Origin of the sequence: Lujinxingia vulgaris (assembly GCF_007997005.1) — a bacterium.
Taxonomy (GTDB): domain Bacteria; phylum Myxococcota_A; class Bradymonadia; order Bradymonadales; family Bradymonadaceae; genus Lujinxingia.
In genome coordinates, this window is the sequence record NZ_VOSL01000145.1 from 58,864 (window position 1) to 82,929 (window position 24,066).

At 65.0% G+C, this 24,066-nt stretch carries 18 protein-coding genes and 1 tRNA gene; 11 read left to right on the plus strand and 8 right to left on the minus strand.

Annotation, left to right across the window (positions count from 1 at the left end):
• Position 1: 1 nt before the first annotated feature.
• From FRC96_RS20245 to FRC96_RS20280, 8 genes are all read right to left on the minus strand, one after another.
• Positions 2-994 (minus strand): TadE/TadG family type IV pilus assembly protein, encoded by a 993-nt coding sequence (locus FRC96_RS20245; RefSeq protein WP_146977306.1) that lies wholly within the window; start codon positions 992-994, stop codon positions 2-4.
• Positions 995-1,372: 378 nt separating this feature from the next.
• A complete protein-coding gene (locus tag FRC96_RS20250; protein WP_146977308.1) occupies positions 1,373-3,292 on the minus strand; it encodes a rhomboid family intramembrane serine protease in 1,920 nt (639 codons plus the stop codon).
• Positions 3,289-4,053, minus strand: a complete 765-nt coding sequence (locus tag FRC96_RS20255; RefSeq protein WP_146977309.1) for an NTP transferase domain-containing protein — start codon at positions 4,051-4,053, stop codon at positions 3,289-3,291. The genes FRC96_RS20250 and FRC96_RS20255 overlap by 4 nt, the downstream gene beginning before the upstream one ends.
• Positions 4,050-4,811, minus strand: a complete 762-nt coding sequence (locus FRC96_RS20260; RefSeq protein ID WP_146977311.1) for a CDP-alcohol phosphatidyltransferase family protein — start codon at positions 4,809-4,811, stop codon at positions 4,050-4,052. The genes FRC96_RS20255 and FRC96_RS20260 overlap by 4 nt, the downstream gene beginning before the upstream one ends.
• A 4-nt stretch (positions 4,812-4,815) precedes the next feature.
• Complete coding sequence (locus tag FRC96_RS20265; protein WP_146977313.1) at positions 4,816-5,400, minus strand: hypothetical protein; 585 nt, start codon at positions 5,398-5,400, stop codon at positions 4,816-4,818.
• A gap of 512 nt (positions 5,401-5,912) precedes the next feature.
• A complete protein-coding gene (locus FRC96_RS20270; RefSeq protein WP_146977315.1) occupies positions 5,913-7,658 on the minus strand; it encodes a sensor histidine kinase in 1,746 nt (581 codons plus the stop codon).
• Between the two features lie 30 nt (positions 7,659-7,688).
• Entirely contained in the window at positions 7,689-8,393 is a 705-nt protein-coding gene (locus FRC96_RS20275) for a response regulator (RefSeq protein ID WP_146977317.1), read from the minus strand.
• Positions 8,394-8,466: 73 nt separating this feature from the next.
• Positions 8,467-9,900: a nicotinate phosphoribosyltransferase gene (locus FRC96_RS20280; protein ID WP_146977318.1), complete on the minus strand. Its 1,434-nt coding sequence runs from the start codon at positions 9,898-9,900 to the stop codon at positions 8,467-8,469.
• Positions 9,901-10,293: 393 nt separating this feature from the next.
• On the opposite strand from FRC96_RS20280, the gene FRC96_RS20285 reads away from it, so the two are divergent.
• From FRC96_RS20285 to FRC96_RS20335, 11 genes are all read left to right on the plus strand, one after another.
• The gene (locus FRC96_RS20285) at positions 10,294-10,911 is read left to right on the plus strand and encodes a hypothetical protein (protein ID WP_146977320.1); all 618 of its coding nucleotides are present in this window, start codon (positions 10,294-10,296) and stop codon (positions 10,909-10,911) included.
• A 170-nt stretch (positions 10,912-11,081) separates the two neighbouring features.
• Positions 11,082-11,546 carry a deoxycytidylate deaminase gene (locus tag FRC96_RS20290; protein ID WP_146977322.1) on the plus strand — a complete coding sequence of 155 codons (465 nt, stop codon included), beginning with the start codon at positions 11,082-11,084 and terminating at the stop codon, positions 11,544-11,546.
• Positions 11,547-11,624: 78 nt separating this feature from the next.
• Positions 11,625-11,697 (plus strand) — tRNA-Phe (locus FRC96_RS20295).
• Positions 11,698-11,957: 260 nt separating this feature from the next.
• A complete protein-coding gene (locus tag FRC96_RS20300; protein WP_230470515.1) occupies positions 11,958-13,580 on the plus strand; it encodes a hypothetical protein in 1,623 nt (540 codons plus the stop codon).
• 56 nt (positions 13,581-13,636) lie between these two features.
• Positions 13,637-14,392 (plus strand): outer membrane beta-barrel domain-containing protein, encoded by a 756-nt coding sequence (locus FRC96_RS20305; RefSeq protein WP_230470516.1) that lies wholly within the window; start codon positions 13,637-13,639, stop codon positions 14,390-14,392.
• Between the two features lie 74 nt (positions 14,393-14,466).
• Entirely contained in the window at positions 14,467-15,213 is a 747-nt protein-coding gene (locus FRC96_RS20310; RefSeq protein ID WP_230470517.1) for an outer membrane beta-barrel domain-containing protein, read from the plus strand.
• Positions 15,214-15,284: 71 nt separating this feature from the next.
• A complete protein-coding gene (locus FRC96_RS20315) occupies positions 15,285-17,267 on the plus strand; it encodes a hypothetical protein (RefSeq protein ID WP_146977329.1) in 1,983 nt (660 codons plus the stop codon).
• Positions 17,268-17,305: 38 nt separating this feature from the next.
• Entirely contained in the window at positions 17,306-20,722 is a 3,417-nt protein-coding gene (locus FRC96_RS20320) for a tetratricopeptide repeat protein (RefSeq protein WP_230470518.1), read from the plus strand.
• 55 nt (positions 20,723-20,777) lie between these two features.
• Positions 20,778-22,028, plus strand: coding sequence for a tetratricopeptide repeat protein (locus tag FRC96_RS20325; RefSeq protein ID WP_146977332.1), 1,251 nt, complete (start codon positions 20,778-20,780; stop codon positions 22,026-22,028).
• Between the two features lie 100 nt (positions 22,029-22,128).
• Positions 22,129-22,392: a hypothetical protein gene (locus FRC96_RS20330; RefSeq protein WP_115603441.1), complete on the plus strand. Its 264-nt coding sequence runs from the start codon at positions 22,129-22,131 to the stop codon at positions 22,390-22,392.
• 504 nt (positions 22,393-22,896) lie between these two features.
• Positions 22,897-24,066, plus strand: a 1,170-nt coding sequence (locus FRC96_RS20335; protein ID WP_146977338.1) for a GYF domain-containing protein, incomplete at its 3' end; no start/stop codon positions are given.

Genomic DNA, 24,066 nt, shown 5'->3' on the forward strand with positions numbered 1-24,066 from the left:
TTCACCAGCCCGGTGAATTGGTGAGCGGAGGAATCTGCAAGGTGGTCGTAAACTCCCGTTCGATCGTGGAGTAGAAGGCTGCGCGCCCGGCGACCGTTTCAAAGTTGCCGAAGATCAGCTCGACCATCGGCATGGCGTTCTGGTGCTTGTACTCCACCCGGGCGGTGACTTCGCTGCCGGAGGTGGTGTACGTGACGGTGGTAGCGCAGTAGGCAAAGTTGAGCTTGCGCTGCCCTCGCGACAAAAAGGAGCTCTGATCGAAGGCACCGGAGACGGTGAGGTGCTCGCGGTTACCGTGGGCTTTGACGTTCAAGGAGACGTCGGTGACGTGACCGCCCATGGTCATCGATTCGATCTTGGGCCCCAGGGTGGCTTCGCTGTGGTTGTTGCAATTGTTCATGGAGTAAACGAAGTCGGAGGGGGCCACCGGGGTGACTGCGACGGCGGCGGCGACGCGAGCCTTGTCCGTGGCCATAGCCCGGTTGACGCCGTTTCGTCCGACGTCGGCCTCCGGATGCCAGACCGCCAGGGTGCGCCCGGCGTTGAAGGCGGCCAGCGTGGTCAGGATGCCGGCGGTGTTGTTGACCGTGAGCTGAAGCAGCCCCATCGTCACCAGCAAAAAGAGGGGGAAGACGATGAGCGTCTCGATGATCACGGTGCCGCGAGCCTTGACCAGACGCGGCGTGCGCTGGCGCGCCGATCGGATGGCGTGAAACGCCATCACTCCCAGCGCCCAGGTGCAGGCGCTCAGGCCAATCTGCAGCCAGATCTCGACCTGGACCTGAGAGAGCAGCCCGTGGCTGAGCGCTTCGACCGTAAGATTACGGGTCTCTGGCGAGGTGAGCACCATCCAGGAGAGGGCAAAAATGGTCGCCGTGCCCACCAGATGTCCGGCACCTGTGGTCAGGTAGCCGGCCACTCGCGCAGCGAGCGCGGAGCTGGACTGAGGGTCGTCGGGCGCCTGGGGAGGCTTGATGGCAGGAGCATCAGACATAGGGTCACCGGGGGTGGGTAGAGCACCTGTGGATTCATTCACAGCACAATGTAGAGCAAATTGTATGCCATGGTGCGTCGTAGTTCCAGTCCGGGGGCGCCGCGGTGGCAACGGGCGGTCTTTGGATGGTTTTGAGGCGGTGGGGAATCCGGAGGCTGCGCCCTATCTCTTTGAAACATTACGGGAAGAAGCCCTCGTCGCGCGGGAGGATTCGGGGCGATTGGTGCCTGTGAGGCGTGGGTGCGTCGTTGGCGAGGGCGAGGCGGTAGGGGATCGTGATCCTCGCCCGCAGGGGCCCCCCGGACCGGGGTGCGACAGATTGGCGCGCTTCAGGTCATTAAGGTCCGGAGATGGGGGATCGAGGCCACAACCGATCGGTCAGTCCGGCTCGGAGGGGGGAATCGGGACCATGTCCCACGCGCCGGCGGCGTCGCAGTCGGGGGCGTCCGCGCTGAGCAGGGGGGTGTAGACACGATCGCCGCCGGGAGGGGCCTCGGTCCGGACCGGTGAGGTGCTGTTGGCGTGGAGGCAGCTGACGATGAGCGCATGGGAGGCATCTTCGCCGCTGGCCAGCGCGTAGATGCGCATCGGGCGGGGAGGAGGCGCACTCAGGTGTACCAGCAGCTCGTCTGTGACCTCGCCGCGCTCCACCCGAATGCTCGGGAGGCCCTCGGCGCGGAGGTGCGACTCGGTGCGCGCCCGATGACTCGTGAGCAGGTGGGCCAGCGCCTGCCAGGTGGCCGGACCGGGGTGGGCGCGGGTGAAGTGTTCAAAATCGAGGATCGTGCTCTGCCGGATGGCGTCGGCGCGACTCGGGTCGGTCTCGGCGAGGTCGTCGGCAAGGACCATGCGCGTGGAGGTAGCGCGCCAGGCCAGGTAGGGCTCGTCGGTGAGCTTGATGCCGCGCTGGCTCAGGCTCAGGAGGATCCCCTGGAGGCGGTCGTCGGGGCTCGGGGCGTGTTCATGCCAGCGCGCGGCGAGCTCAATGGCCATGGCCGCATCGGCGGGCTCTTCGATGCGCTCGAGAAGATCGAGCGCTACGTAAATCTCATCGTCAGGGTGGTCGCCGCTGCCGTAGTGAAGCGCGAAGAAGGCAGCGAGGGTGAAGGCTGCCACGAGCAGCGCAGCGCTGAGGTTGGTCAGGGCGGACGCGGGCGTGGGCGGCGAGAAGCTCTCTCGTCCTCTGAGCACCACGAAGCCCAGCGCAAGTCCGGCGAAGAGGCCGCCGAAGTGCCCCCAGGCGTCGATGACCGGGATGAAGAGCGAGGCGGCGACGTTAAGCCCGAGGATGGTGGTCCACCAGCGACGGGTCTGACGGTAAGGCGGCGGGAGCTCCTTCTCGAAACGCAGATGCAGCGCGAGGTAGGCGCCAAGAAGCCCGAAAAGTGCCGTGGAGATCCCCACGGAGAAGAGCGCGTCGGAGCCGTAGAGTGAGGCCAGGGCGCCGGCCAGCGCGGTGGCGAGCGTGAGCACGATGGTGGGCGCGATGCCCATCAGCCGCTCCAGGTAGGTTCCCAGAAAGAGCAGGCCCATCGCGTTGATGCCAAAGTGCACCAGGCCACCGTGGAGGAGGTTGGCGGTGAAGACGCGCCAGATCTGGCCGTGCTCCAGCACCATCACCCGGGAGTTGGCGCCGGCGTAGAGGTGTTCGAGCACGTCGAGCGAGGGCGTCAAAAAGCTCTGGGCGGCAAAGGCGATGGCCAGCACGATCAGAAATCGGGGCGTGAACCAGGGGCGCCCGCCGGTGATCTCCTGGCTGAGCTCGGCGAGCTGGCGCATGCGCACAAGCTGGGCGTTACCCTCGGGGCGGGCGCGCACTCGCTCGAGCATCTCCGCCCAGACCAGGCGCCAGGTCTCCGGGTGTGGAAAATCGGAGGCGGTGTAGACGTAGGTGCGCGCCAGGGTGTCGATGACCAGAGCGGGCTCGCGGCGCACCACGAGAGGGACGGCGGTGCGAAGATCGGAGTAGTTCAGGGTGTCGCTGCGGCGGGACGTGCGACTTCGGGGCAGCGTGAGGCTCTCGTCGCCAAAGCGGATCGTTTGTGCGCCGGAGGGCAGCCAGATCTTGCGGATAGCGATGGCCAGCAACGCGACCGCCAGCGGCGCCAGAGACGCGATGGCGGGAAGATCGCCCCCCAGCCACGCCTCGGCCTCGCCGATCAGCAGCCAGACGCCGAAGCAGAGGCCCCCGAGCAGCATGGCGAAGGAGCGCGTGATCAGCGCTGGCGAGACCATCGGGATGGTGGTCGGTGCGCGCTCGTCACGTTCGGGGGCGTCCGATGAGGGCTCATCGCTCATGAGGATGTGGCCTCGCCACTCAGGCTGACCTCGACGGCGTGCAGATCTTCGACGGTGTCGATCTCGCGCCAGCCGCCCTCGATGGGGGCGGTGCCGATGGCCGTGCCGCGCTGGATCATGAACTCAAAAAGGTCGCAGAGGTACGCCTTCTGAAAGGTGCGGCCGTTCTGGAAGATGTCGTCCGGGGCGTAGGTGTCGCGGGCGGCGGCGAAGGCCTCGCGAAGCGCTCTTGCGCCGCGCTCGCTGAAGTAGGCCAGGCCGATGAATTCGCCAAGCGCGCCCTCCGGGCCGACGTGCTTTCCGACGCGTTGCACATGTCCCTTTTCAACGCGCGTCAGCTCGGCCTGCTCGACCGGGTGGTCGGTGCGGCCCTCATAGGAGGTGTGCCAGTGGCGGTCGACGACCAGCGCGATGTCGTGTTCGGTGTCCAAGGCGGCTTTTACAACCTCGGGGGTGAAGACGATGTCGGAGTAGGAGACGAGCATCGGCCCGGTTAACGCCTCATCGGCGCAGAAGAGGGACTGGAGGATGTTGTTGTCGGGCCAGCCCGGGTTGGCGTGGTAGGTGGCTCCTTCGACCACCAGGCGATCGGCCAGGTAGCCGCGGATGATGTGCAGATCGTCGACCCCGTGGGCGCGGTAGGCCTCAAGCTGGTGATCGAGGATGGAGCGGCCGCCGACGCGCACCATGCACTTGGGGCGCTCGTCGGTGTGGTGTTCCAGGCGGCTGCCGCGGCCGGCGGCGATGATGATAGCTTTCATGATCGGTAGAACCCCGGGTGAGCGAGCTTGAGCAGGATCGCCAGCGTGGTGCGGGCCAGGTAGACCATGTACACGCCGAGATAAAGCACCAGAAAGACGATGGCCGCGTCAAAGGGGAGGACGAAGGCCGCCAGGGCCACCCACATGATCCAGGAGGGGTAGTGCACGAAGTAGCGTGCGACGGCCTCGGCCACCCAGACCCCTTTGCCGATGAGGGAGGCAGGCATGGCGCGCTTGCGGGCGGAGTCGCCCGGCTTGATCTCCTGGCCGGCGTATTCGGGGCGGCGCACGAAGTTGGTCAGCGAGGTGGCCGCGCCCACCAGGAAGACGCCGGCGGTGGCGACGATCAGCCAGTAGGGCTGGGCGTCGAGCATCCACAGGCGGATGCCCAGGGCGCCGGCCAGGGTCATGGCTTTGAGCTCGTCCATTAAAAAGTCCAGGTGGGAGCCCACCTCGGAGGTCATGGACTTGAGCCTGGCGAGCTGCCCGTCGGCGCAGTCAAAGAGGTAGGAGAGCTGCACGAGCAGCGCGCCCACCAGAAATCCCCAGGCGCCGGGCAGGGCGATGAACGCCGCGGCAGCCACAAAAAAGACCGCCACGCCCAGAAAGGTCACCTGGTTGGGGGTGAGCGGCGTGGGGCGCAGCAGGGCCACTAAGATGGCGGCGATGGGGCGCGCGACGTAGGTGTTCCAGGCGATGTCCTCTTTCTTTTTGGAGGCCTGGTAGACGTCGCGGATCGACTGAATCAAGGAGGTCATCGGATCAGGAGGTCCAGGATGTCATGGTCTCTTCGACCAATGAGAGTTCGGTGCCGTTCCAACGCCACAGGTGCTGGGCGCCGCGTCCGGCACCGTCGGCCAGAGCGAAACCCTCTTCGTGCAGCCAGTATTCGGTGCCGGGCTCAAGCGCCGAGACATCCCAGTTCTCGGGGATGTTGCGGTGCCACACGCTCCAGAACTGGTAGTGATGGATGTAGGTTTCATCGTCTTCAAAGACGGGATCTTCGATGGCCTCGCGCCATTCTTCTTTAAGGACGCAGGTGGCCTGGGGGGTGGAGAGGTCCATCAGCTCGGTGGCGGCGCAGTAGCCGGCCTCGTCGGTCACGAAGACAAAGACGCGCTCGGGCAGCGGGTGCTCGGCGAGTTGGGGGTAGAGCTCCTCGGAGGCGGTTTTTTCGAGAAAGTCGAAGAATTGCAGGAGCACGCCGCCGGTGACGCGGCGCTGGGCGTTCTGGCGCGGGTCGAGCGCGTCTTTGTCGGGAAGCGGCGCGGGGCGCTGCGCGGCGATGAAACGGTCGAGGGCTTCGCGCCAGGTGCGGGCGTCTTCGCGAAGGGGGGAGTCGGACATGGGGCCTTCTCGTGCAGCAAGAGGGGTTGGGGTCAGGCCGCGTGGCTTCGCAAGAGTGAAGGGGCGCGGCGCTCCCTGTGGTTTATGGTGGGTTGGTGACGGGGCGTCAAGGATAGGGCACGCACCGAGCTCAGCGCCCGAGTGGTCGATCTGGGTGTCGAGAACGGTAGGTAAGGAGGCCGAGTAGGCGTTCTGGGTTGACCAGAAGAGGAGGTAAGGAGGCCGAGTAGGCGTTCTGGGTCGACCAGAAGAGGAGGTAAGGGGTCTGAGTGGTCGATCTGGGTGTCGAGATCGGGAGGTAAGGAGGCCTGAGTGGTCGATCTGGGTGTCGAGACCGGGAGGTAAGGGGTCTGAGTAGGCGTTCTGGGTCGACCAGAAGAGGAGGTAAGGGGGCTGAGTGGTCGATCTGGGTCGACCAGAAGAGGAGGTAAGGGGGCTGAGTGGTCGATCTGGGTGTCGAGAAGGGGAGGTAAGAAGGCCGAGGGCAGGCGGTTCGGCGCATCGCGTACGTCTTAGTGCGACGCACCTGTCGGGGGGGCCGGCAGCGTAAACCAGAAGATCGAACCGTGGGGCGAATTCGGCTCATAGCCCACCTCGCCGCCCTGGGCGCTGACGAGGTGTTTGACGATGGAGAGCCCAAGGCCGGTGCCGCCCATATGCGCGGCGCGTCCTTTGTCGACGCGGTAGAAGCGCTCGAAGAGGCGGTGATGGTGGCGGGGCTCGATGCCCGGGCCCCGGTCGATGACCTCAAAGCGGATCATGGTCGCGTCGGGCTCTCGGGAGGCGCGCACGATGATGGGGCCGGGCTCGGGGAGGTACTTGAGGGCGTTGTCGAGGAGATTGATCAGGATCTGGTCCAGGGCGCGGGGGTCGGCCAGGACCTCCAGATCGTCGGACATCTGCACCGAGATCGCGGCGTCTTCGGGGGCGTGGAGCGCCTCGATGGCGTCGCGGGCGGCCCCGGGGGCGGAGAGTTGCCGGGGGGCGAGCTGGGCCTGATCGGCCTCCAGGCGCGCGATGTCGAGCAGGTCGGCGATCAGGTGAGTGAGGCGCTCAGCGTTGCGGTGAATGCCCCGGGTGAAGTTCTGGGCGGCTTGTGGGTCGTCGAGCGCGCCGCTGAGCAGGGTCTCGCTGTGGGCCTGGATCACGGCGACCGGGGTGCGCAGCTCGTGGGAGACGTTGGCGACGAAGTCGCGGCGAACGGTCTCCAGGCGGCGAAGTTCGGTGATGTCGTGGAGCACCAGAATGAGCCCGGGGCCGTGTTTGGGCCAGGCGGCGCGCGCCAGAATGGTGCGGGGCAGGGGGGCGGTGAGCTGAAACTCGGCGGAGGCGCCGCGGGCGCTGCGCGCGCCGCCTAAGAGCTGCTCCAGGGGTGCGGCCGGCAGCAGGTCGGCCAGGTCACGGCCGCGCGGGTCACCTTCAAGCCCCAGAAGGGCGCGGGCGGCGCGGTTGACCAGGGTCAGCGTGAGGTGGGCGTCGGTTGCCACGACGCCTTCGGCCATGCCGTCGAGTACCGCGCCGAAACGGTCGCGCTCCTGTGCGAGTGAGCCCACGCTGCGCTCCAGCGCCTCGGTGAGCTGGCGGACCGAACGTGAGCTTGGGGTCTGACGTCCTCCCGGAAGGTCGCCTGGCGAGGGGGGGGCGTCGGGGAGCTCGGTGGCCTCGCGGGCGTGGACCAGCAGGTTTTGCAGCGTCGACGACATCAGGCGAGTGGCGATGCCGCTCAAGAAGATCGCGATGGCCAGGGCGATGAGCGCCCCCAGCAGCGCCAGGGTGCGAAGGCGGTCCAGAACCTGATCGACCTCCGAGAGCGGTACCGAGAGGCGCACCACATCCGCCATCTCGGCGGCGGTGGAAGGGACGGCGACGTAGAGAAGATCGGCGTCGATGGAGCTGCTGTGACGCATGGCCAGGCCCACCTCACCCTTGAGCGCGGCGAGGACTTCGGGGCGATCGCCGTGGTCGTCGAGCGCTTCGGGGGTGTCGACGTGGGAGTCGGCGACCACCTCACCATCGGCGGCGATCAACGTGATGCGGGTCTGCGAGGCCTCGCTCAGTCGTAGGACCTGGGCGTGGATATCGGCGCTTGTGGCGAGGGAGGCGTCGACCAGCCGGGCGCGCTGGAGAAGATCCGACTCGATGCGGCTCTGCGTCCAGCTGCGCAGCGTGTGGTGGGCGGCCAGGGTGGCGATCAGCACAAAGAGCCCGATCAGGGCGATGGCGATCGCGAAGATTTTGCTGCGGAAGGAGAGAAACACCTGGTGCCTTCGAGGCCCGGCGCGTGCGCCTCAGAGTTCCGGGGGCGTGGCGCAGAAGCGGTAGCCGATGCCGCGCAAGGTCTCAATGTAGGGGCCGCAGGGGCCGAGCTTCTCGCGCAGGCGTTTGATGTGGGTGTCGACGGTACGGGTCATCACGTCGGCCTGTATATCCCAGACATCGCTTAAGAGCACCTCGCGTGACTGCGCGCGGCCGCGTCGAGAGAAGAGTGTCTCAAGGAGGCGAAACTCCAGGGCGGTCAGGGCGATGGGCTCCTCATCGACCCAGACCCGCACCGCCGGGAAGTCCACGCGAAGCCGGCCGAAGTGGACCTGGCCGGGAGCGGGGTTCTCGTCGGGCCCCTCGCTGCGGCGCAGCACCGCGCGCACCCGCAACATCAGCTCGCGCACGTTGAAGGGCTTGACGACGTAATCATCAGCGCCGGCCTCAAAGCCCTCGACGCGCTCGTGGTCCTCGCCACGGGCCGTCAGCATCAGAATGGGGATGTGGCGTGTGCTCTGGTCGGCGCGCACCCGACGGCAGACTTCATAGCCGGAGAGATCGGGGAGCATCAGATCGAGCACGATCAGGTCGGGCAGCGGCTGCTCTTTGAGGCGCGCCAGCGCCTGCTGACCGCTGAGCGCAGCGTCGGCCTCAAAGCCCTCGCGGCGGAGGTTGTAGTCGAGGTTTTCGACCAGATCGGGTTCGTCTTCGACGATGAGAATGAGCTTCGACATCACGTTCACTTCTCTATCAGAGGTGGATGGAACCCCCCGTGACAACCACGCAACATTCCAGGGTGTATTCCCCTTACGATGGGTTGGAGGGGATTCGCCGGTGGGCCTGCGCGACGGCCTCGTCGCGGCGGTCGCGGAGCGCGGTGCTCAGGCCGACTTTGTAGATATGCGGATTTTTGAAGCGCCGATGCTCGGCGGGCAGGGCCGCGAGCTGCTCGCGGGCGTAGGTGCTCGCCGCAAAGGCCGAGGGAAGCTCAGCGATGCGCCGACCTTCTCGCATGACGGGCTTAAGAAGCGGGGTCTGCTCAAGGTGGCCGACCTGCGTCTCTTTATGAGGCTCGTGCGGATGATGAATGCGATCGATGTGCGTCTGCTCATCGAGGGCGACGGCGTCGGCGTAGAGCTGACCCTGGGCGTCGCGGATGCGAAAGACCTGCTTGTCGCCGGGGAAGGTCATCTTGCGCAGACTGTCGGAGAGCTTGATGCGAGGCGTCCCGTTGAGGGTGGCCAGCTTGTAGACGCCGCCGAGCGCCGGATCGTCGTGGGCGGTCACAAGCTGGGTGCCCACGCCGAAGATGTCGATCGGGGCGTCCTGATCGATGAGCAGGCTGCGGATGACGTGCTCGTCGAGGTTGTTGGATGCAGCGATCTTGACCTCCGGGAAGCCGGCTTCATCAAGCATGGCGCGGGCGTGGCGCGCCAGGTAGGCCAGGTCGCCGCTGTCCAGGCGGATCGCGCGCAGGGACTGGCCACGATCGCGCAGCTCGCCGGCGATGGTGATGGCGTTAGGCACGCCGCTCTTAAGGGTGTCGTAGGTGTCGACGAGCAGCACGCTGGCATCGCCGTACTGGCGCGCGAAGGCGCGGAAGGCGTCGATCTCGCGCTCAAAGCTCTGGATCCAGGCGTGGGCCTGGGTGCCCGAGAGGGGGATGTCGTAGTGCATGCCGGCGAGCACGTTGGAGGTGGCGTCGAAGCCGCCGACCACCGCGGCGCGGGAGGCGTGCAGACCGCCGAAGCTGTGGGCGCGGCGCAGTCCGAAGTCGACCAGGGTGCGATCGCCAGCGACCTGGCGCATGCGCGCGGCTTTGGTCGCGATCAGCGACTGGAAGTTGAGCAGGTTCAAGAGTAACGTCTCCACGAGCTGCGCCTCCAGCAGCGTGCCGCGCACCTGCAGCGCTGGCGCGTAAGGGAAGATCAGCTCGCCCTCCGCCGGCGCGCGGACTTCGGCTTCAAAACGAAAGGTCTTAAGACGCTCAAGAAACCCGTCTTCGAAGCCCTGCTCGCGCAGAAACGCGATGGCGTCGTTGCCGAAGCGGAAGTCTTCAAGGATCTCGACCAGCGTGGCCAGCCCGCAGAAGACAACGTAGCCGCCACCGAAGGGCGGCGTGCGGTAGAAGTAGTCGAAGGTGGCGCGCTGCTCGGACTTGCCCTCCTTAAAGTAGCCCTGAGCCATGGTCAGCTCGTAGAGATCGGTGTAGAGCGCGATGGGTTCGAGCCGGGTCGTCATGAGGCACCTCCAATAAAAGCGGTCCAGGGGCGCGGGGGTTGCGCCGAAGCGTTCCAATGTTGGCGGGAGGTTAAGCGCGCCTCGGCAGGCGGACAAGATCGCCGGAAGGCGGCAGGCGTTGAGATGTGACCCGCGAGCGGTTATGCAGGTGACGTCTCGGCGGGCAGGCTGGCGTGTGTGGGAACGCACGAGGTGTTGGCGCCGGTCGGCCGAGACGAGGATCGCCAGGTCCGATCGATGACGATCGCCGCGCCGTCCGAGATTCTGCGATGCGTTGCCGGAGCATGATTCGGGGCGTATCCATGCAACGCCCGATGTGATTGAGGGCGAGCAACATCAACGAAAGATAGGAAAGCCTCGCTGCCGGAGCAGGGAGGCGACCGGGATGGTTCCATGGTGATGGGTCAAGAGGTCGGGCTGAGGGGGATCTGGGCGCTGGAGCGCAAGCCGCTGAGTGACGCCGAAGGTGTGCGTGAGCTGTGGGCCGGGGCGCTGCTGGCGACTGGGGAGGAGGCGGTTGACTACGATCTGAATCAGCGGGGGCAGTGGCGCGCCTTCGACGCGGATCGGCTCATCGTCGATACGCTCACCCAGCGCACGCAGCTTGTGATGGTGCGACTCGCCAGCGGTGGAGTGCTCGCGCTCTCGACGGGCAAACATGGTGAGCGGCCGCGCCTTGTCGCCGAGCTCCGGGTGACATCCACCGAGCACTCGAAGCGCGTCGACGCGTTGACCTCGGCCGCCGTTCAGTTGATGCACTCCCGGCTCGTCTTCGCTCGCCACGACCAGAGCGAGGGCGCCGCTTATGACGAGGCCGTCTGCGTGTTTCTGGCGAGCTCCGGCGAGCTCCCGCAGCGTCTTCGGTCGCTGCAGGCAGCGATCCCAAAGCTGGACGTGCAATCGACACCCGCAGGATGGCAGGCCAGGGTGAGCCCCGAGGCGCTCAGCCCCTCCGCGCGCTCCGACTGGCAAGCGTTCTGTGACGCGATCAGCGCCGACGTCCTGACCTGAGATCGAGCTGGCCCCATCGCCTCGCTCACGCTACTCAAGATCTTCGGACGCACGGGCGCAACCCCCTCGGTGAGCGATGCGCCGGACATTGTGACGCCGTCGACGATAGCTCCCGGCGTCCTACGAGAAGCCTGTAGATCAAAATCCCCCCGACCTCCGGAGGTTCTTCGATGGATGATCGCGCCAGCTGGGACGACTACTTCATGGCGATCGCCCGACAGGTCGCCACCCGCGCCACCTGCGATCGCAAACACGTGGGCGCGGTGATCGTGCGCGAGCGTACGATCCTCTCTACCGGCTACAACGGCAGCGTGCGCGGGCTGGAGCACTGCGATGAGGTCGGCCATATGATGGAGGCTGGCCACTGTGTGCGCACCATCCACGCCGAGGCCAACGCCATCATTCAGGCCGCACGAAACGGCGTGGCCATCGGCGGGGCCGACATCTACATCACCGCCTCGCCATGCTGGCAGTGCTTTAAGATGATCGCCAACGCCGGTATCCAGCGCATCATCTTCGGGGAGTTTTACCGCGACGCGCGCATCTACGAGGTGGCGAAGACCCTGGGGATCGAGCTTTTGCAGCTGAAAACAGGCGAAGAACCCCCGGTTGAAGAAAAGTTGCCCGCAGAGTGATAAAAGCTCTTGACGCCCGAAAAGGGCAGCCCTATAAGACACATCCTGCCGCTGAGGAACACTCCAAGACGGCACGGCGCGAAGGTAGCTCAGCAGGTAGAGCACGGCCCTGAAAAGGCCGGTGTCGGCGGTTCGAGCCCGCCCCTTCGCACTCCAGAACGAACGCCCCTTAAAAGCCCGCCCTCGCTCAACGAGGACGGGCTTTTGACGTTTCTGCTGGCGCGATCGCCGCCCGGGTCGGCCTGCTTGCAAGCATGCCCCCCTTCGGGTAGAACGGTCCGCCGGATTCATGCGCGCGCCACACTTTTGCCTGCGCCGCGCCCGGCCTTAACCGGCACGACGACCCGATTTTGAGCGCCGGCGACATCGATGGAACAACCCGCAGTAAGGATTGATGCAATGACATACGGCTTGAGTTCGAAGCGCAGCCGATCCCGGCGCACCAGGCGTCTGAGCTGGGCGACCCTGGTGGGTCTGGCAGGTGTGACGCTTCTGGGGGCGACGGGCTGCGATACCGTCGCCAGAATCAGCTTCTCCGAGCGTCGCTTTAACAACGTGCAGCCCGTGAGCTTTGGCGCCGCCGGTGGCCAGTGCGAGGGGTTGACCCAGGGCGGCGAGATTGGCTTCGTGCTCATGGCCAATGACAACACGCCGATCAAGCCCGGAGAGGCCATCTCGCAGGGGACTGTGAACCTGGATCGCAACAGCGTGACGTTTAATGACGGCGCGGTCTACGCCACGCCTGATCGCGTGTGCGCCAGTGCGGACGAGTGCCCCGATAGCTTCCTCTGCGGAGTGGGGCAAGATGGCGCTCAGGATATCGGCAACCGCTGCTACGTCACCTCGACTGTCTCGGCCGCCTCCGATCCAGAGTATATCGGTCAGGATCAGGCCAGCCACGCTTTTGGTGTGCTGGTCTCCCGCGCGGGTTCCTGGCGTGGCTTCCTCCCCTCGGAGGTCGCCGCGCTTGACCGCGTCGCCAATGAGATGACCGGCGGCGAGTACCCGGTGATCGCCGGTCCTGATACGCCGCCGCGAGGCGGGCGCGCGACCGACGGTAATAACCGCCGCTACAGTGCGCTCAGCGGTCTGGTCTCCAACTGGGGCGATGTCTCATCTCTGGTGCGTGAGAGCGGCCGTGAATCGCTCTTTGGGCTGTGGACCTACGGCGGCTCCAGCGGCACGATCTTCTCGCACGTCAACGCTACCACCGGTGGTCAGCTGTGGACCGGAAGCATCCCGGGGGTCGACTCGGCAGTGCGTGACATGACCTCCGAGAACATCAGCGAGGGCAACCGCAACTTCCTCTACGGCGCGATCCTTACGGTGCTCGATCAGGGCTTCACCGACACGCGTGTGGCCGACTTTGAGTCGCGCACGCTGGTCGTGCTCACCGACAGCCCGGACGCCTTCCAGTCGACGAGTAACAGCGCGCAGAACGTGATCACGCGCGCCAACGAGCTCGGCGTCTCCATCATGCTCGTGCACGTTGACCCGGCGCTCGACAACAACCTGCTGCGCGACGACTTCATCTACTATCAGGGTAAGCCCACCTGCACCTCCGATGATGAGTGCCGCAACTACGAGACCTGCCGCCAGCCGCAGTTCTTCCGCACGCCCAACTCGCCGACGGATTCGGTGCAGTACCCGGCCGACACCGAGGCAGCGTATTGCCTGCCGACGCGCGATGAGAACGGGCGCATCGGGCCGGTGGCGGAGTTCCAGGAGATCGCCTGCGCCACCGGCGGCACCTACAGCTACGTGCCCGCGGCTGAGATTCCGCTGATGCGCAACGCACTTGAGCACCTGCCCGCCTATGTCGAGGCCGGCTGGAAGGTCGACGTCTCGCTGGGTGCGACCGACACCGACGTGCTCTTCCCCGGGGAGGCCTTCCGCCTTCAGTCGGTGATGAGCGTGGATGTCGGCTCGACCAACGACACGTTCAGCTTCGCGCAGAAGGGCAGTGTCAGCGGGGCCTCCGGGGCCGACCCGGCCGCCGCCGATACGCGCGCGACCTTCTTCACGGCGGAGTGATCGCGCCGCGACCTTGATGCTTTGATCGAATGAACTACGCAGTAGGAGATAGATCGGTGAATGCCAAGCGAATTCAAGTCCCGCTGTGGGCTCTGGTGGTAGCGCTGACCCTGGCACTTATGGCCACCCCGGCCCTTGCGCAGGAGGCCGCCCCGGCTCCCGAGGGCGCTGAAGCGGCCGCCGAGGACGACGGGCTGCCCGAGCTCGACGAAGATGATCCGATGTACTGGGCCGAGATGCGCGAGGTCTACGTGATGCAGCAGCGCGCCTTCCTCAAAGAAGGTAGGTTTGCGCTGACGCTTTACGGCGGGATCATCCCCAACAACATCTTTGAGCAGTACCTCCCGCTGGGGGTTCGCGCGAACTACTTCCTGCTGGAGAACATCGGGCTGGAGGTCGCCGGCTCTTACGCGTTCCGTCGCGACACGCAGCTGCGTGAGACCCTTCGCGATGAGACCGGCGCCGACGCTCAGGAAGTGCTCATCGGTGACGGCCAGGCCTCCCACGTCAACTTCGGCGTGATGTGGAGCCCGGTCTACGGCAAGCTCGCCTACTACAACGACCGCATCATCTACCTGGATATGAACGTCTTTGGTGGGGCGGGCATGGTGGTCGCGCAGACCCAGAGCGACTTCAACTCGGGTCGCTCCACCACCGCCAAGCCCGAAGGTGTGCTCGGCGCCGGCCTCGCTCTTTATGTGGGCGAGCACGCCTCGGTGCGCGCTGACTACCGCCAGTTCATTTTTGCCAAGGTTAACGGCGGCGTGGCCAGGCCCTCCGAGGTCTCGCTGGGCTTTAGCTGGTTCTTCTAAGGGTGCGCGCTGTGCACCGGGAGCTGCCCGCCAGGCGGGCGACGATGATTGACAGGTCTACAGAAGGTTCTTTCATGACGACCGTGAAGTTTAAATGGAGCGCCATCGCGGTGCTCGTAGCCGCCGCCACCGCGCTCAGCGCCTCGCCGGCCGCTGCGCAGCAGGCCCTCGATGAGGAGCTTGAGCAGTACTGGACCAGCGAGCGCGATCTTCGCGTGCTGCGCGATCGTCTCTACGATCGTGAAGGCCGCATTGGTGCGGGGATCTACACCGGGCTGATGAGCAGCGAGCCATTCTATTACTACATCCCGGTTGGTGGCCGGGTCAGTTACCACTTCAGCGACCAGCTGGGCGTGGAGGTGGGCGGCGCGTTTATGAACGCCGAGGGCGTGCTCACGCGCAATACGCAGCTGATGGACTTTTTGATCAGCGACCGCGGCGAGGGATTTGATCCCGCCACTGACACCGAAGACCGCTTCTTGTGGCGCGCCAACGCCGTGGTCACCTGGAGCCCCTTCTACGGCAAGCTGGCGCTCTTGCAGCGCAAGCTCTCGCACTTCGACCTCAACGTCGCCGCGGGTCTGGGCGCGGTGAGCGTGGAGCGCCCCGACATCACCCGGGAGAGCGCCTCGACCAAGCTCACCGTCGAAGGTGTGCTGGGCGTCGGCGCGCACTTCTTTGTGACCCCGGATTTGACCGTGCGTCTCGACGGCCGGGGCTACCTCTACCGCGGCGCGCAGTTTAGCCATAACGAAGATTCGTTCTTCGGTCAGCTGCGCCTTCCGGTGGAGTTTCTGGTCGGTGCCTCGTACCACTTCTAATGGATGACACCGGAGAGGGGCGCCTGACGCCGCCGGTCAATTCGATAAACGCGCAAGCAGGAAGACAGTCTATGCAGGGACTCAATCTCAAGACGCATACACGCCCCGCAGCAGCACGAGGGGCTCGGCAGAGCCGGTGGGTTCGACGCCTGATCGGCGCCCTGATCTGTGTGACGCTGGTGGCCGGCACGGCCTCCACGGCGTTCGCACTCGATAAGAACCAGATCGTGCAGATGACGAAGCTGGGCCTCGATGATCGCGCCATTATGGGAGCGATTGACTCGGCCGGTGACGACATCTCGCTCACCGCCGAGGACGTTGAAGATCTGCGCGAGCAGGGCGTCAGCGACCAGGTCATCGACCACCTGCGCCGCCGCGGCATGATCGCCGGCGAGAGCGCTCCGGCAGACCAGGCCCCCGCCGATGAGGAGATCGATCCTCTGGCGCCGGCGCCCGCGCCGGCTCCGGCCGAAGGCGAGTCGGACTACGAGCGCGAAGAGCGCGAGCGTCTGGAGGCCGAGCGTCAGGCCGAGATCGAGCGCCGCGCCAACGAGCTCAACGCCCAGCGCGAGGCCGAGGCCGAGCGTCAGCGTCAGCTTGAGCGCGCCGCCGGCCAGCTGCCGCGCGCCGCCCAGATCGTGCGCGATGGCAACAACATGGAAGGCGCGCGCATGTACCTGGAGTTCCTCTCGTACGAGCCCGAGCAAGGCTCGGAGAACTGGTACGAGGCGACCTTCGGTCTGGCCAAGGCGCTCTACCAGGAGGGCATCCTCTCCGGCGCCTCGACGCCGCTGCTCGAAGTGCTGATGGCGGGCGCCGACCGGCCCCACTTTGTGGAAGCCTTCCGCATGCTCGAAGAGCTCAGCTCGCGCATCGGCTACAACCCGCCCATCCTCGAAGAGCTGACCCGCTTCTATGTGGGCGATAAGAACGAGCGCTTCCAGGCCGAGTTCAACTACTACATGGGCAAGTTCTTCTACGGTTATAACCGTATGGATCTGGCCCTTGAGTACCTCGATCAAGTGCCCGAGAGCGCCACGGATTACCCCGAGTCGCGCTACCTGGCCGGTGTCGCCCGCCTGGACCCGGCGGTCAACGATATCCCCGGCGCTCTGCGTAACTTCGAGGCGGCGATTCTCGCTGCCGAAGCCGCCCCCGGTGGAAACGAAGACATTCTGCAGCTGGGCTACCTGGCGCTGGCGCGTGTCTTCTTCGAGGTCGGTTTCTTCGATGTCGCGCTTTTCTACTACCAGAAGATTCCCTCGGAGAGCTCCCGTCACGCCGACGCCGTGTTCGAATCGGCGTGGAGCTACTTCATGAAGAACGACTTCAAGCGCGCGCTGGGGACCTTCCACACCCTGCAGAGCCCCTACTACTCGCAGCGCTACTACCCGGATCTCTACATCCTGGAGTCGACCGTCTACCTGAACCAGTGCATGTTCCCCAAGAGCCAGCGCGCGCTCGCCGAGTTCAAGAGCCGCTACCTGGATCAGCGCCCGCTCTTGCAGGCCTACCTGGAGAACACGTTTGAGCCCGAGGCGTACTGGCAGATGATGGAAGATGCCTACAAGCCTGGCCAAAGCGCGCCGATCCCGCGCCTGTTCACCAACGCGGTGCTCGAGAGCCTTCCCTTCTACAATGTGCACCGGGTGGTGCGCGCGCTGCAGGCCGAGCGGGCCGCGCTCAACGCCAACATCTCGGCGCTTGGCGACTTCGGTCAGCAGGTGCTTGAGCGGGTCGAAGAGCAGCTTGAGCTCAAGGTCCAGGAAGGGGGCATTATCGTTCAGCAGCGGCTCACCGCTGTGGACCAGGAGTTGGAGAACTGGGAATTGCGCTCCCTGCAGATCGAGTTTGATATCGATAGTGAGGAGCGCCAGCAGCTCCAGCAGCGTCTTCAGAACCCGAACTACGAGGCACCTGAAGCCGCCGAAGCCGGCACCACGCTGATGGTCGTCGCCGACGACTGGCAGCCCTGGCCCTTTGAGGGCGAGTACTGGCTTGATGAGGTCGCGAGTTACCGCAGTCAGATGCGCACGGAGTGCATTGAACAATGAAAAACCGTCATACAACCCGCACGATCTTCGGAGCGCTGATGGTGGCGCTTCTCGCCAGCCCCACCGCCGAGGTATGGGCGCAGGATATCAGCGCCCAGGAGCGTGAGCGCGCCACGACTGACGACATCCTCGACTCGGCCTCGCGTCGCCTCGATGAGCAGGCCGCCGCTGAGAGTGAGCGTGAGGTGGAGTCGGACCTTGAGGCCGAGACCAACGTCACCCTCGATCAGGTTGAGGATGAGCAGCGCACCATGACGGTCGAAGAGATCGAGGCGCTCAAGCGACGCCTCGAAGCTCAGAACCGGCGCATGATCACGCAGCTCGACGAGATCATCGCGCGCTCTCCCTACGCCGCTCAGAAGCCGGACTGGATGTTCCAGAAGGCCGAGCTGCTCTGGGAGCTGCGCAACATGGAGTACGTGCGGGCCCGTACCGAGTACAACGCGTGTCTGGACGCGGTCTACGAGGGCACCCTCGATGAGAGCGAGTGCCCCGAGCCGATGCCCGACTACAGCGAGGCACAGGCGATCTACGAAGATATCCTGCGGGAGTACCCGGACTACAATCGCCTCGATGAGGTCATCTTCCGTCTGGGGAGCGGGCTGATCGAGGCCAACCAGGGTGCGCAGGCCGTGGGCTACCTGCAGCGTCTGGTGACGAACTACCCGAACTCGCGCTACCTCCCCGACGCCTACCTGGCGCTGGGTGAGTTCTTCTTCGACCAGCAGCAGGCTGGCGTGGCGAAGATGAACTACGAGAAAGTGCTCAACTACGAGCAGTACCGCAACTACGACTACGCCCTCTACAAGCTGGCCTGGTCGCACTTCAATAATGGTGAGCACCGCGAGAGCGCCGATACCTTCAAGCAGGTGATCGCGCGCGCCGACTCGGCGGCCTGGAACTTCCTTCAGACCCAGGCGAGCAACGACCTGATGCTGGCCCTGGCCGAGATCGACGACGGCTGGATCGAGGCTCGGGACTACTTCACCGAGATCCGCGACATCGAATACACCTACGAGCAGATCAGCCGCATGGCCGGCTATCTGGAGCTCCAGGGTAAGGATGCCGACGCGTTGGCCGCCTACGAGTGGTTCCTCGACGAGCGCCCCAACGATCCGAGCGTGCCCGATTGGATGGACGCCATCGTGCGTTCGCTGCGTCGCACCAACTTCGAGGCCTACGAAGAGCGCGTGCAGCGCTACGTGGCCTACCTCAACCCGCAGGGCACCTGGTTCCGCAACAACGCTGACGAAGAGCGGGCGATCAGCAACGCCAACCTTCTGGTGGAGGGCAACCTGGCGCGACTGGCCAACCACTATCACCGCCAGGCCCAGCGCGGCGGCACGCGCGACGACTATGTGACCGCGGCCGATTACTACCAGCAGTTCATCGACCGATTCCCGGAGCATCCGGCCTCGTTCGATATGACCTTCTTCCTGGGTGAGATTTACCTCTACAACCTGGAAGATTACGAGCGCGCCGCGCTTCAGTATCAGCTGGTGGTCGACCTCTACAAAGACGACAACATCCCCGAAGAAGCCAAGCCCGAGGAAGTCGAGGCGCTGGTGCGTGACGCGGCCTACGCCGTGGTCAGCTCGTACAACGAGCTGGTGAAGCAGCACCACCCCGACTCGATCCTCGTGGAGATGGCCGCGCGAGCCGGTGAGAACCCCGAGCCGACCTCGCAGAGCATGGGCTCAGCAGCCGACGCTGGCGAGACCCCGCCGATTCCCCGCACCGACCTGCTCAAGTACGAGCAGGGCTTTGTGGAGGCGAGCGACCAGTTCTCGGAGATGTACCCGACGGAAGACGTGACCCCCACGGTCGATTACGTGGCCGCCGAGGTCTACAAGAGCCGCGGACACTACGACAACTGCGTGCCGCGTTACGAGAGCATCATTGAGAACGCGCCGCGCCACACCTACGCCAGCTACGCGGGCAACAGCCTTCTGGAGGCGAACTACCGCCTGCAGCGCTGGGATGAGGTGGAGAAGTGGGCCCGTCACCTGCTCGAGAACGAGATCTTTGACGTGACGCCGCGTGAGAGCCTTACCCAGGCGATTGCGTTTGCGATCAACGAGAAGGCCATCGACCTCAAAGAAGAGGATAAGGTCGACGAAGCCGCCGCCGAGATGCTGCGCCTTGCCGGGGAGTTCCCCGACTCGGAGTTCGCGCCCGGTGCGGTGTTCAACGCCGCGGCGATCTACGAGGGTGGCAACGAGGTCAACCGCGCTGTGGAGCTGTACCAGCGCGTCATCGAGACCTACCCGGAGTCGGAGCAGGCCCCCAACGCGCTCTACGTTCTCGGGTTGATCTTTGAGTCCCGCGCCGACCTCTCGCAGGCCGCCACCTACTTCGCGCGTCTGGGCGAAGAGAACTACCGCAGCTACGAGAACGCCGGCGATGCGGTGTACAATGCCGCCGTCCTGCGCACCGCGATGGAGCAGTGGGACGAGGCGATCGCGACCTACGAGTCCTACCTGGAGTACTTCGGGGAGGAGATCGAGGACGAGGAAGAGAACACCATCGAGCTTGAGATGGCCTTCCTTGAGAAGAACCGCGAGAACCGGGAAGCCGCGCGCACCCGCTTTGAGGAGTTCCTCAAGAAGGACACCATCAAGGGCGCCGAGCGCGTCGAGGTGAACCTGGAGCTGGGGCTACTCGCCGAGCAGATGCAGCCCCGCAACTGGGAAGAGGTGGCCGACGGGTACTTCACCAGCGCGGTTAGCACCTGGAAGGAGCTCGACGAAGAGGGCCAGAACGCCAGTCGGCAGTTTGCCGCTCAGGCGCGCTTCCACCAGGGTGAGGCCATCTTCCGTAAGTTCAAGGCCGTGGAGCTCTCCTTCCCGGTGCGGACGCTGACGCGGACCGCGCAGGAGAAGGGTCAGTACCAGCTCGACGCTGAAGAGGTCTTCGCCGAAGTCATCCAGATGAAGAGCCCGCGCTGGGTTGCTGCTGCCGCCTACCGCATCGGTCAGGCCTATAAGGACTTTGCCGAAGGTCTCTTCAACCTGCCGCTCCCCGAAGGGCTGACGCCCGATCAGGAGTTTGAGTACCAGCTCTCGGTTGAAGACCTGGCCTTCCCGCTTCAGGAACGTGCGCTCACCGCGTTTAACCGCGCGCTGGAGCTTGCGCTGGAGTACGAGGCCTACAACGAGTGGAGCCGCCTCTCCGCCCAGGAGATCAGCCAGCTTGAGCGTGGCGCCTACCCGATCACCGGGCAGGAAGGTGTGACGGTGGAACACAACCGCACCGAGTTCTTCGCGCCGGATCCGGTGACGGACTGGTCGGTGGTGGCCGAGCGTGGCGCGGCGCGCTTTGAGCGTCGTCCCAAGCCGGAGCCCGCGCCTGCGCTCGACGAGAACGGACAGCCCATTGAGGCGGCGCCCGAAGGGGCGACGCCGGCTGAAGGTGAGGGTACGCCGTCGGCAACGACTGAAACCCCGGCCTCCTGAGTTAGGACGATCATCGACGACACACACGCCGCAAGGCGTGGTGCGAGGATAGCATATGAAAAACACACTCACTAACCTGACTCGCCGCCCCTTGATGGGGGTATTGGCTGGTGCGCTTGCGGTGACGCTGAGCGCGGGGTGCTCCAGCGCCCCGAAGACCGTCGATGAGGCGCCGGTGGAGGTTCCGGAGAAGTCGGAGCAGGAGAAGATCTCCGAATCGACCGGCATCCCCCTGGAGGCTCTTGAGGCCTTTGAAGAGGCGATGGTGGCCATCGAGGCCGGCGCGACCGAGCGTCAGACGGCCATCGACGCCCTGGAGCGAGCCATCGAGATTGAGCCCACCTTTGCAGAGGCCCACTACAACCTGGGTCTTCTCTACGGTGAGATCGATCGCAACGATGATGCCGTGGTTCGCATTCAGACCGCCCGTGAGCTCGATCCGGATGTGTTTGATTACACCGTGGCGCTGGCCAAGGCTTACGCTGAAAACGAGCAGTACGACGACGCGCAGACCCTCTTCTCGGAGGTTGTGGCGCGCGATCCGAATAACCTCGTCGCCAAGAACAACATGGCGGTCATCGCGCTTCGGCGCGGCGAGGAGGATCAGGCGCTGCGTTACGTCGAGGAGATCCTGCGTGAGGATAACGTCAACGTCGGGGCGCTCAACACGCTCGGTCTGATTTACATGGAGCGCGAGAACCTCTCGCTGGCGAAGTACTCGCTGCGCAAGGCGCTCAAAGAAGATGAAGACAACGTCGACGTGCTCAACAACCTGGGGCTTGTCTACATCCAGGAAGATAACGTGCCGCTGGCGGTCGACTCCTTCTCCAAGGCGATCGAGGCCGACGAGGACTACCTGGAGAGCCGCCTGAACCTGGCTTCGATCCTGCTCGAGTACCTCGATTACGAGCGGGCCGACGCGCACTTCACTCACGCGGTGCGCATCGCGCCGCACCACTGTGTGGCGAACCTGGGTAAGGGCGCTTCGGCGTTTGCGGTCGGTGAGCATGAAGAAGCCGATGAACGCTACAGCTACTACCTGCAGGAGTGTGATAGCGATCACCTCTCCAGCCTGGAGCGACTGGCGCAGCTCAATGAGACGCACCTGCAGCGCCCCGAAGAGGCCATCGCGTACTACGAGCGGCTGGTGGAGCTGGAAGACGACGTGAACAAGGTCGCCAACTACGAGGCGTCGATTAACTTCATGCGCTCGCAGCTGGAGCAGCAGGCGCAGCAGCCGGAGCCGGAAGCTGAAGAGGCCCCCGAAGGTGATGAAGCGGTCGAGGGCGACGAAGCCGCGGAGTGAGTCACGGCGTGCTGCGGCGTCTTTGACGTCGGGACGCGCGGGCGTTACACTTTTACGGCATGTCGCGTGATACCGCGCGAAGCTACTGAGGAGAGAGACGATGAAAAAAGCAATCTTTTGTCTGGTGCTTGCGGCGACGACGGTGTTCGGTGCCCAGGCCTTCGCGCAGGACGCCGAAGAGGGCGAGACCCGCTCGCGCTTCTACGACTTCGAGAACATGCTCGTCGAAGGTGAGTTCCGCTCGCCGGACTTGATGAACATGGAAGGTCGCGGTCAGGCGCAGTTCCAGCGCCTGCTGGACCTGAAGACGAGCTTCCTGCCGAAGATTCAGGAAAGCACCGAAGAGGCCGCGCTCCAGCAGTAAGCGCGCGACTCGGTGAGCTTTCGAGCTTTGACGCCCCGCCATCCCGTTGAGGATGGCGGGGCGTCTGCGTCTGGGGGCGCCGTGAACGACGGGGGAGAGACGGGGCGCTGAGGGCTAACGTAAAAGGTTGTGTCGGGTTGCGGAGGATCGGGCCATCGGGGCGCTATCAGCGGGGCTCTGACGAGGATCACGGCGTTGGGATGGGGGTGACAACTGATTGACGCTTCATAAAGCGCTTTGCTACGTTGGACGCCGCTGACCGGCACGCTTCCTCATCGATGTACGCCCGGGAGAGTTGCCGCTCTTTTTCCAGGAGGGCACCCACCTCCTCGGGGCTCGCCGCGCGAGCCGATCGAAACGATGAGGGTGGTTGGAAGGCATGCGCAGCAAAAGGTTGCGAAAGAGAGGTGGCGGTCGAGGATGATCGTCACAGAGCAGGTCGAATCCACGCCGGCCGCCCGATGAGGCGGCGTATTAGAGGCAACGCGAAGGAGCGGTTCCCCGATGAAGATCGTTTGCGACAACTGCGGCGCGAAATATTCCATCGCGGACGACAAGGTCCAGGGCAAGGTCTTTAAGATCCGGTGTAAAAAGTGCAGCGAGGTCATCGTGGTCAAAGGGACCGCAGAAGGTAGTGAAGAAGGTGGCGGGGAGTTCGGCTCGGCCTACGGCAACACCGGCGGGGCGTCGGAGTGGTACGTGGTGATCGACGGCGATCGCGTCGGCCCGATTACGCCCGAGGAGGTGGAAGCCTACTTCACCGCCGGTCAGGTGCACCCGGATACCTTCGCCTGGCGCGACGGGTTGGATGACTGGGTGATGTTGAGCACGCTCAACGAGTTCGCGCATCTGATGCAGGACGCGGCCGGCCCCAACGAAGCCACGATGATCGCTTCGGCGCATAACCCTCAGCCCGAGCCTGATCTCGACGCGACGGCGGCGATGAGCTCCGGAGGCTTTGATAGCCTGGAGGGCTACAGCGATAACAGCGCCTCTGTGGAGAGCGGGAGCTACGACCAGCAGCCCTCGATCGAGAGCTACGCCGACAACGGCTTCGGAGGCGGTGGTTACGATGATGGCTACGACGCCGGTGGTTACGATGCTGGCGGTTACGATGACGGGTTCGGCGGTGGCGAGGGTGGGATGTTCGCCGCGTTCGACTCGACGCCACCCGAAGACGACTACGCCGGCGGCTATGGCGCGGATGAGCCGGAGCCGGCCGCGGCTCCTGCCTCGGGTGACATGGTGGGCGCGCGCAATGAGAACAGCGTGCTCTTCAGCCTGAGCAGCGTCGACCAGGTGAAGGCGGTGAGCAAGCCGGCCGAAGGCGCGGCGCAGGGCAATGATAAGTCGGGTCTCATCGACATTCAGGCGCTGGCGAGCACGCACGCGTCGATGAAGGGTGAGAAGGGCTCGGATGACGACTTTGCCCCGGGGACGATGAGCATGCCGGCGCTGATGCCGATGGGCAGCCATCGCAAGCAGAACAAGGGGCTGATGATCGGCGTGATCGCCGGTGTGGCCATCCTGGTGCTGGCGCTTGTGGCGGTTGTGGTGGTGGTGCTCGGCAAAGACAGTGGCGAGCAGCCGGCGCAGCCGGCGGTCGCTGCCGCGCCCGCAGCGGCTCCGGCCGCGGCTGAAGCCGCGCCGACGCCCGAGGAGCAGAAAGAGGCC

Bases quoted from the DNA above. Each gene is read 5' to 3' on its own strand.
- FRC96_RS20245 (WP_146977306.1), bottom strand. From the start codon at position 994: ATGTCTGATGCTCCTGCCATCAAGCCTCCCCAGGCGCCCGACGACCCT.
- FRC96_RS20250 (WP_146977308.1), bottom strand. From the start codon at position 3,292: ATGAGCGATGAGCCCTCATCGGACGCCCCCGAACGTGACGAGCGCGCA.
- FRC96_RS20255 (WP_146977309.1), bottom strand. From the start codon at position 4,053: ATGAAAGCTATCATCATCGCCGCCGGCCGCGGCAGCCGCCTGGAACAC.
- FRC96_RS20260 (WP_146977311.1), bottom strand. From the start codon at position 4,811: ATGACCTCCTTGATTCAGTCGATCCGCGACGTCTACCAGGCCTCCAAA.
- FRC96_RS20265 (WP_146977313.1), bottom strand. From the start codon at position 5,400: ATGTCCGACTCCCCCCTTCGCGAAGACGCCCGCACCTGGCGCGAAGCC.
- FRC96_RS20275 (WP_146977317.1), bottom strand. From the start codon at position 8,393: ATGTCGAAGCTCATTCTCATCGTCGAAGACGAACCCGATCTGGTCGAA.
- FRC96_RS20280 (WP_146977318.1), bottom strand. From the start codon at position 9,900: ATGACGACCCGGCTCGAACCCATCGCGCTCTACACCGATCTCTACGAG.
- FRC96_RS20285 (WP_146977320.1), top strand. From the start codon at position 10,294: ATGGTGATGGGTCAAGAGGTCGGGCTGAGGGGGATCTGGGCGCTGGAG.
- FRC96_RS20290 (WP_146977322.1), top strand. From the start codon at position 11,082: ATGGATGATCGCGCCAGCTGGGACGACTACTTCATGGCGATCGCCCGA.
- FRC96_RS20310 (WP_230470517.1), top strand. From the start codon at position 14,467: ATGACGACCGTGAAGTTTAAATGGAGCGCCATCGCGGTGCTCGTAGCC.
- FRC96_RS20315 (WP_146977329.1), top strand. From the start codon at position 15,285: ATGCAGGGACTCAATCTCAAGACGCATACACGCCCCGCAGCAGCACGA.
- FRC96_RS20320 (WP_230470518.1), top strand. From the start codon at position 17,306: ATGGTGGCGCTTCTCGCCAGCCCCACCGCCGAGGTATGGGCGCAGGAT.
- FRC96_RS20325 (WP_146977332.1), top strand. From the start codon at position 20,778: ATGAAAAACACACTCACTAACCTGACTCGCCGCCCCTTGATGGGGGTA.
- FRC96_RS20330 (WP_115603441.1), top strand. From the start codon at position 22,129: ATGAAAAAAGCAATCTTTTGTCTGGTGCTTGCGGCGACGACGGTGTTC.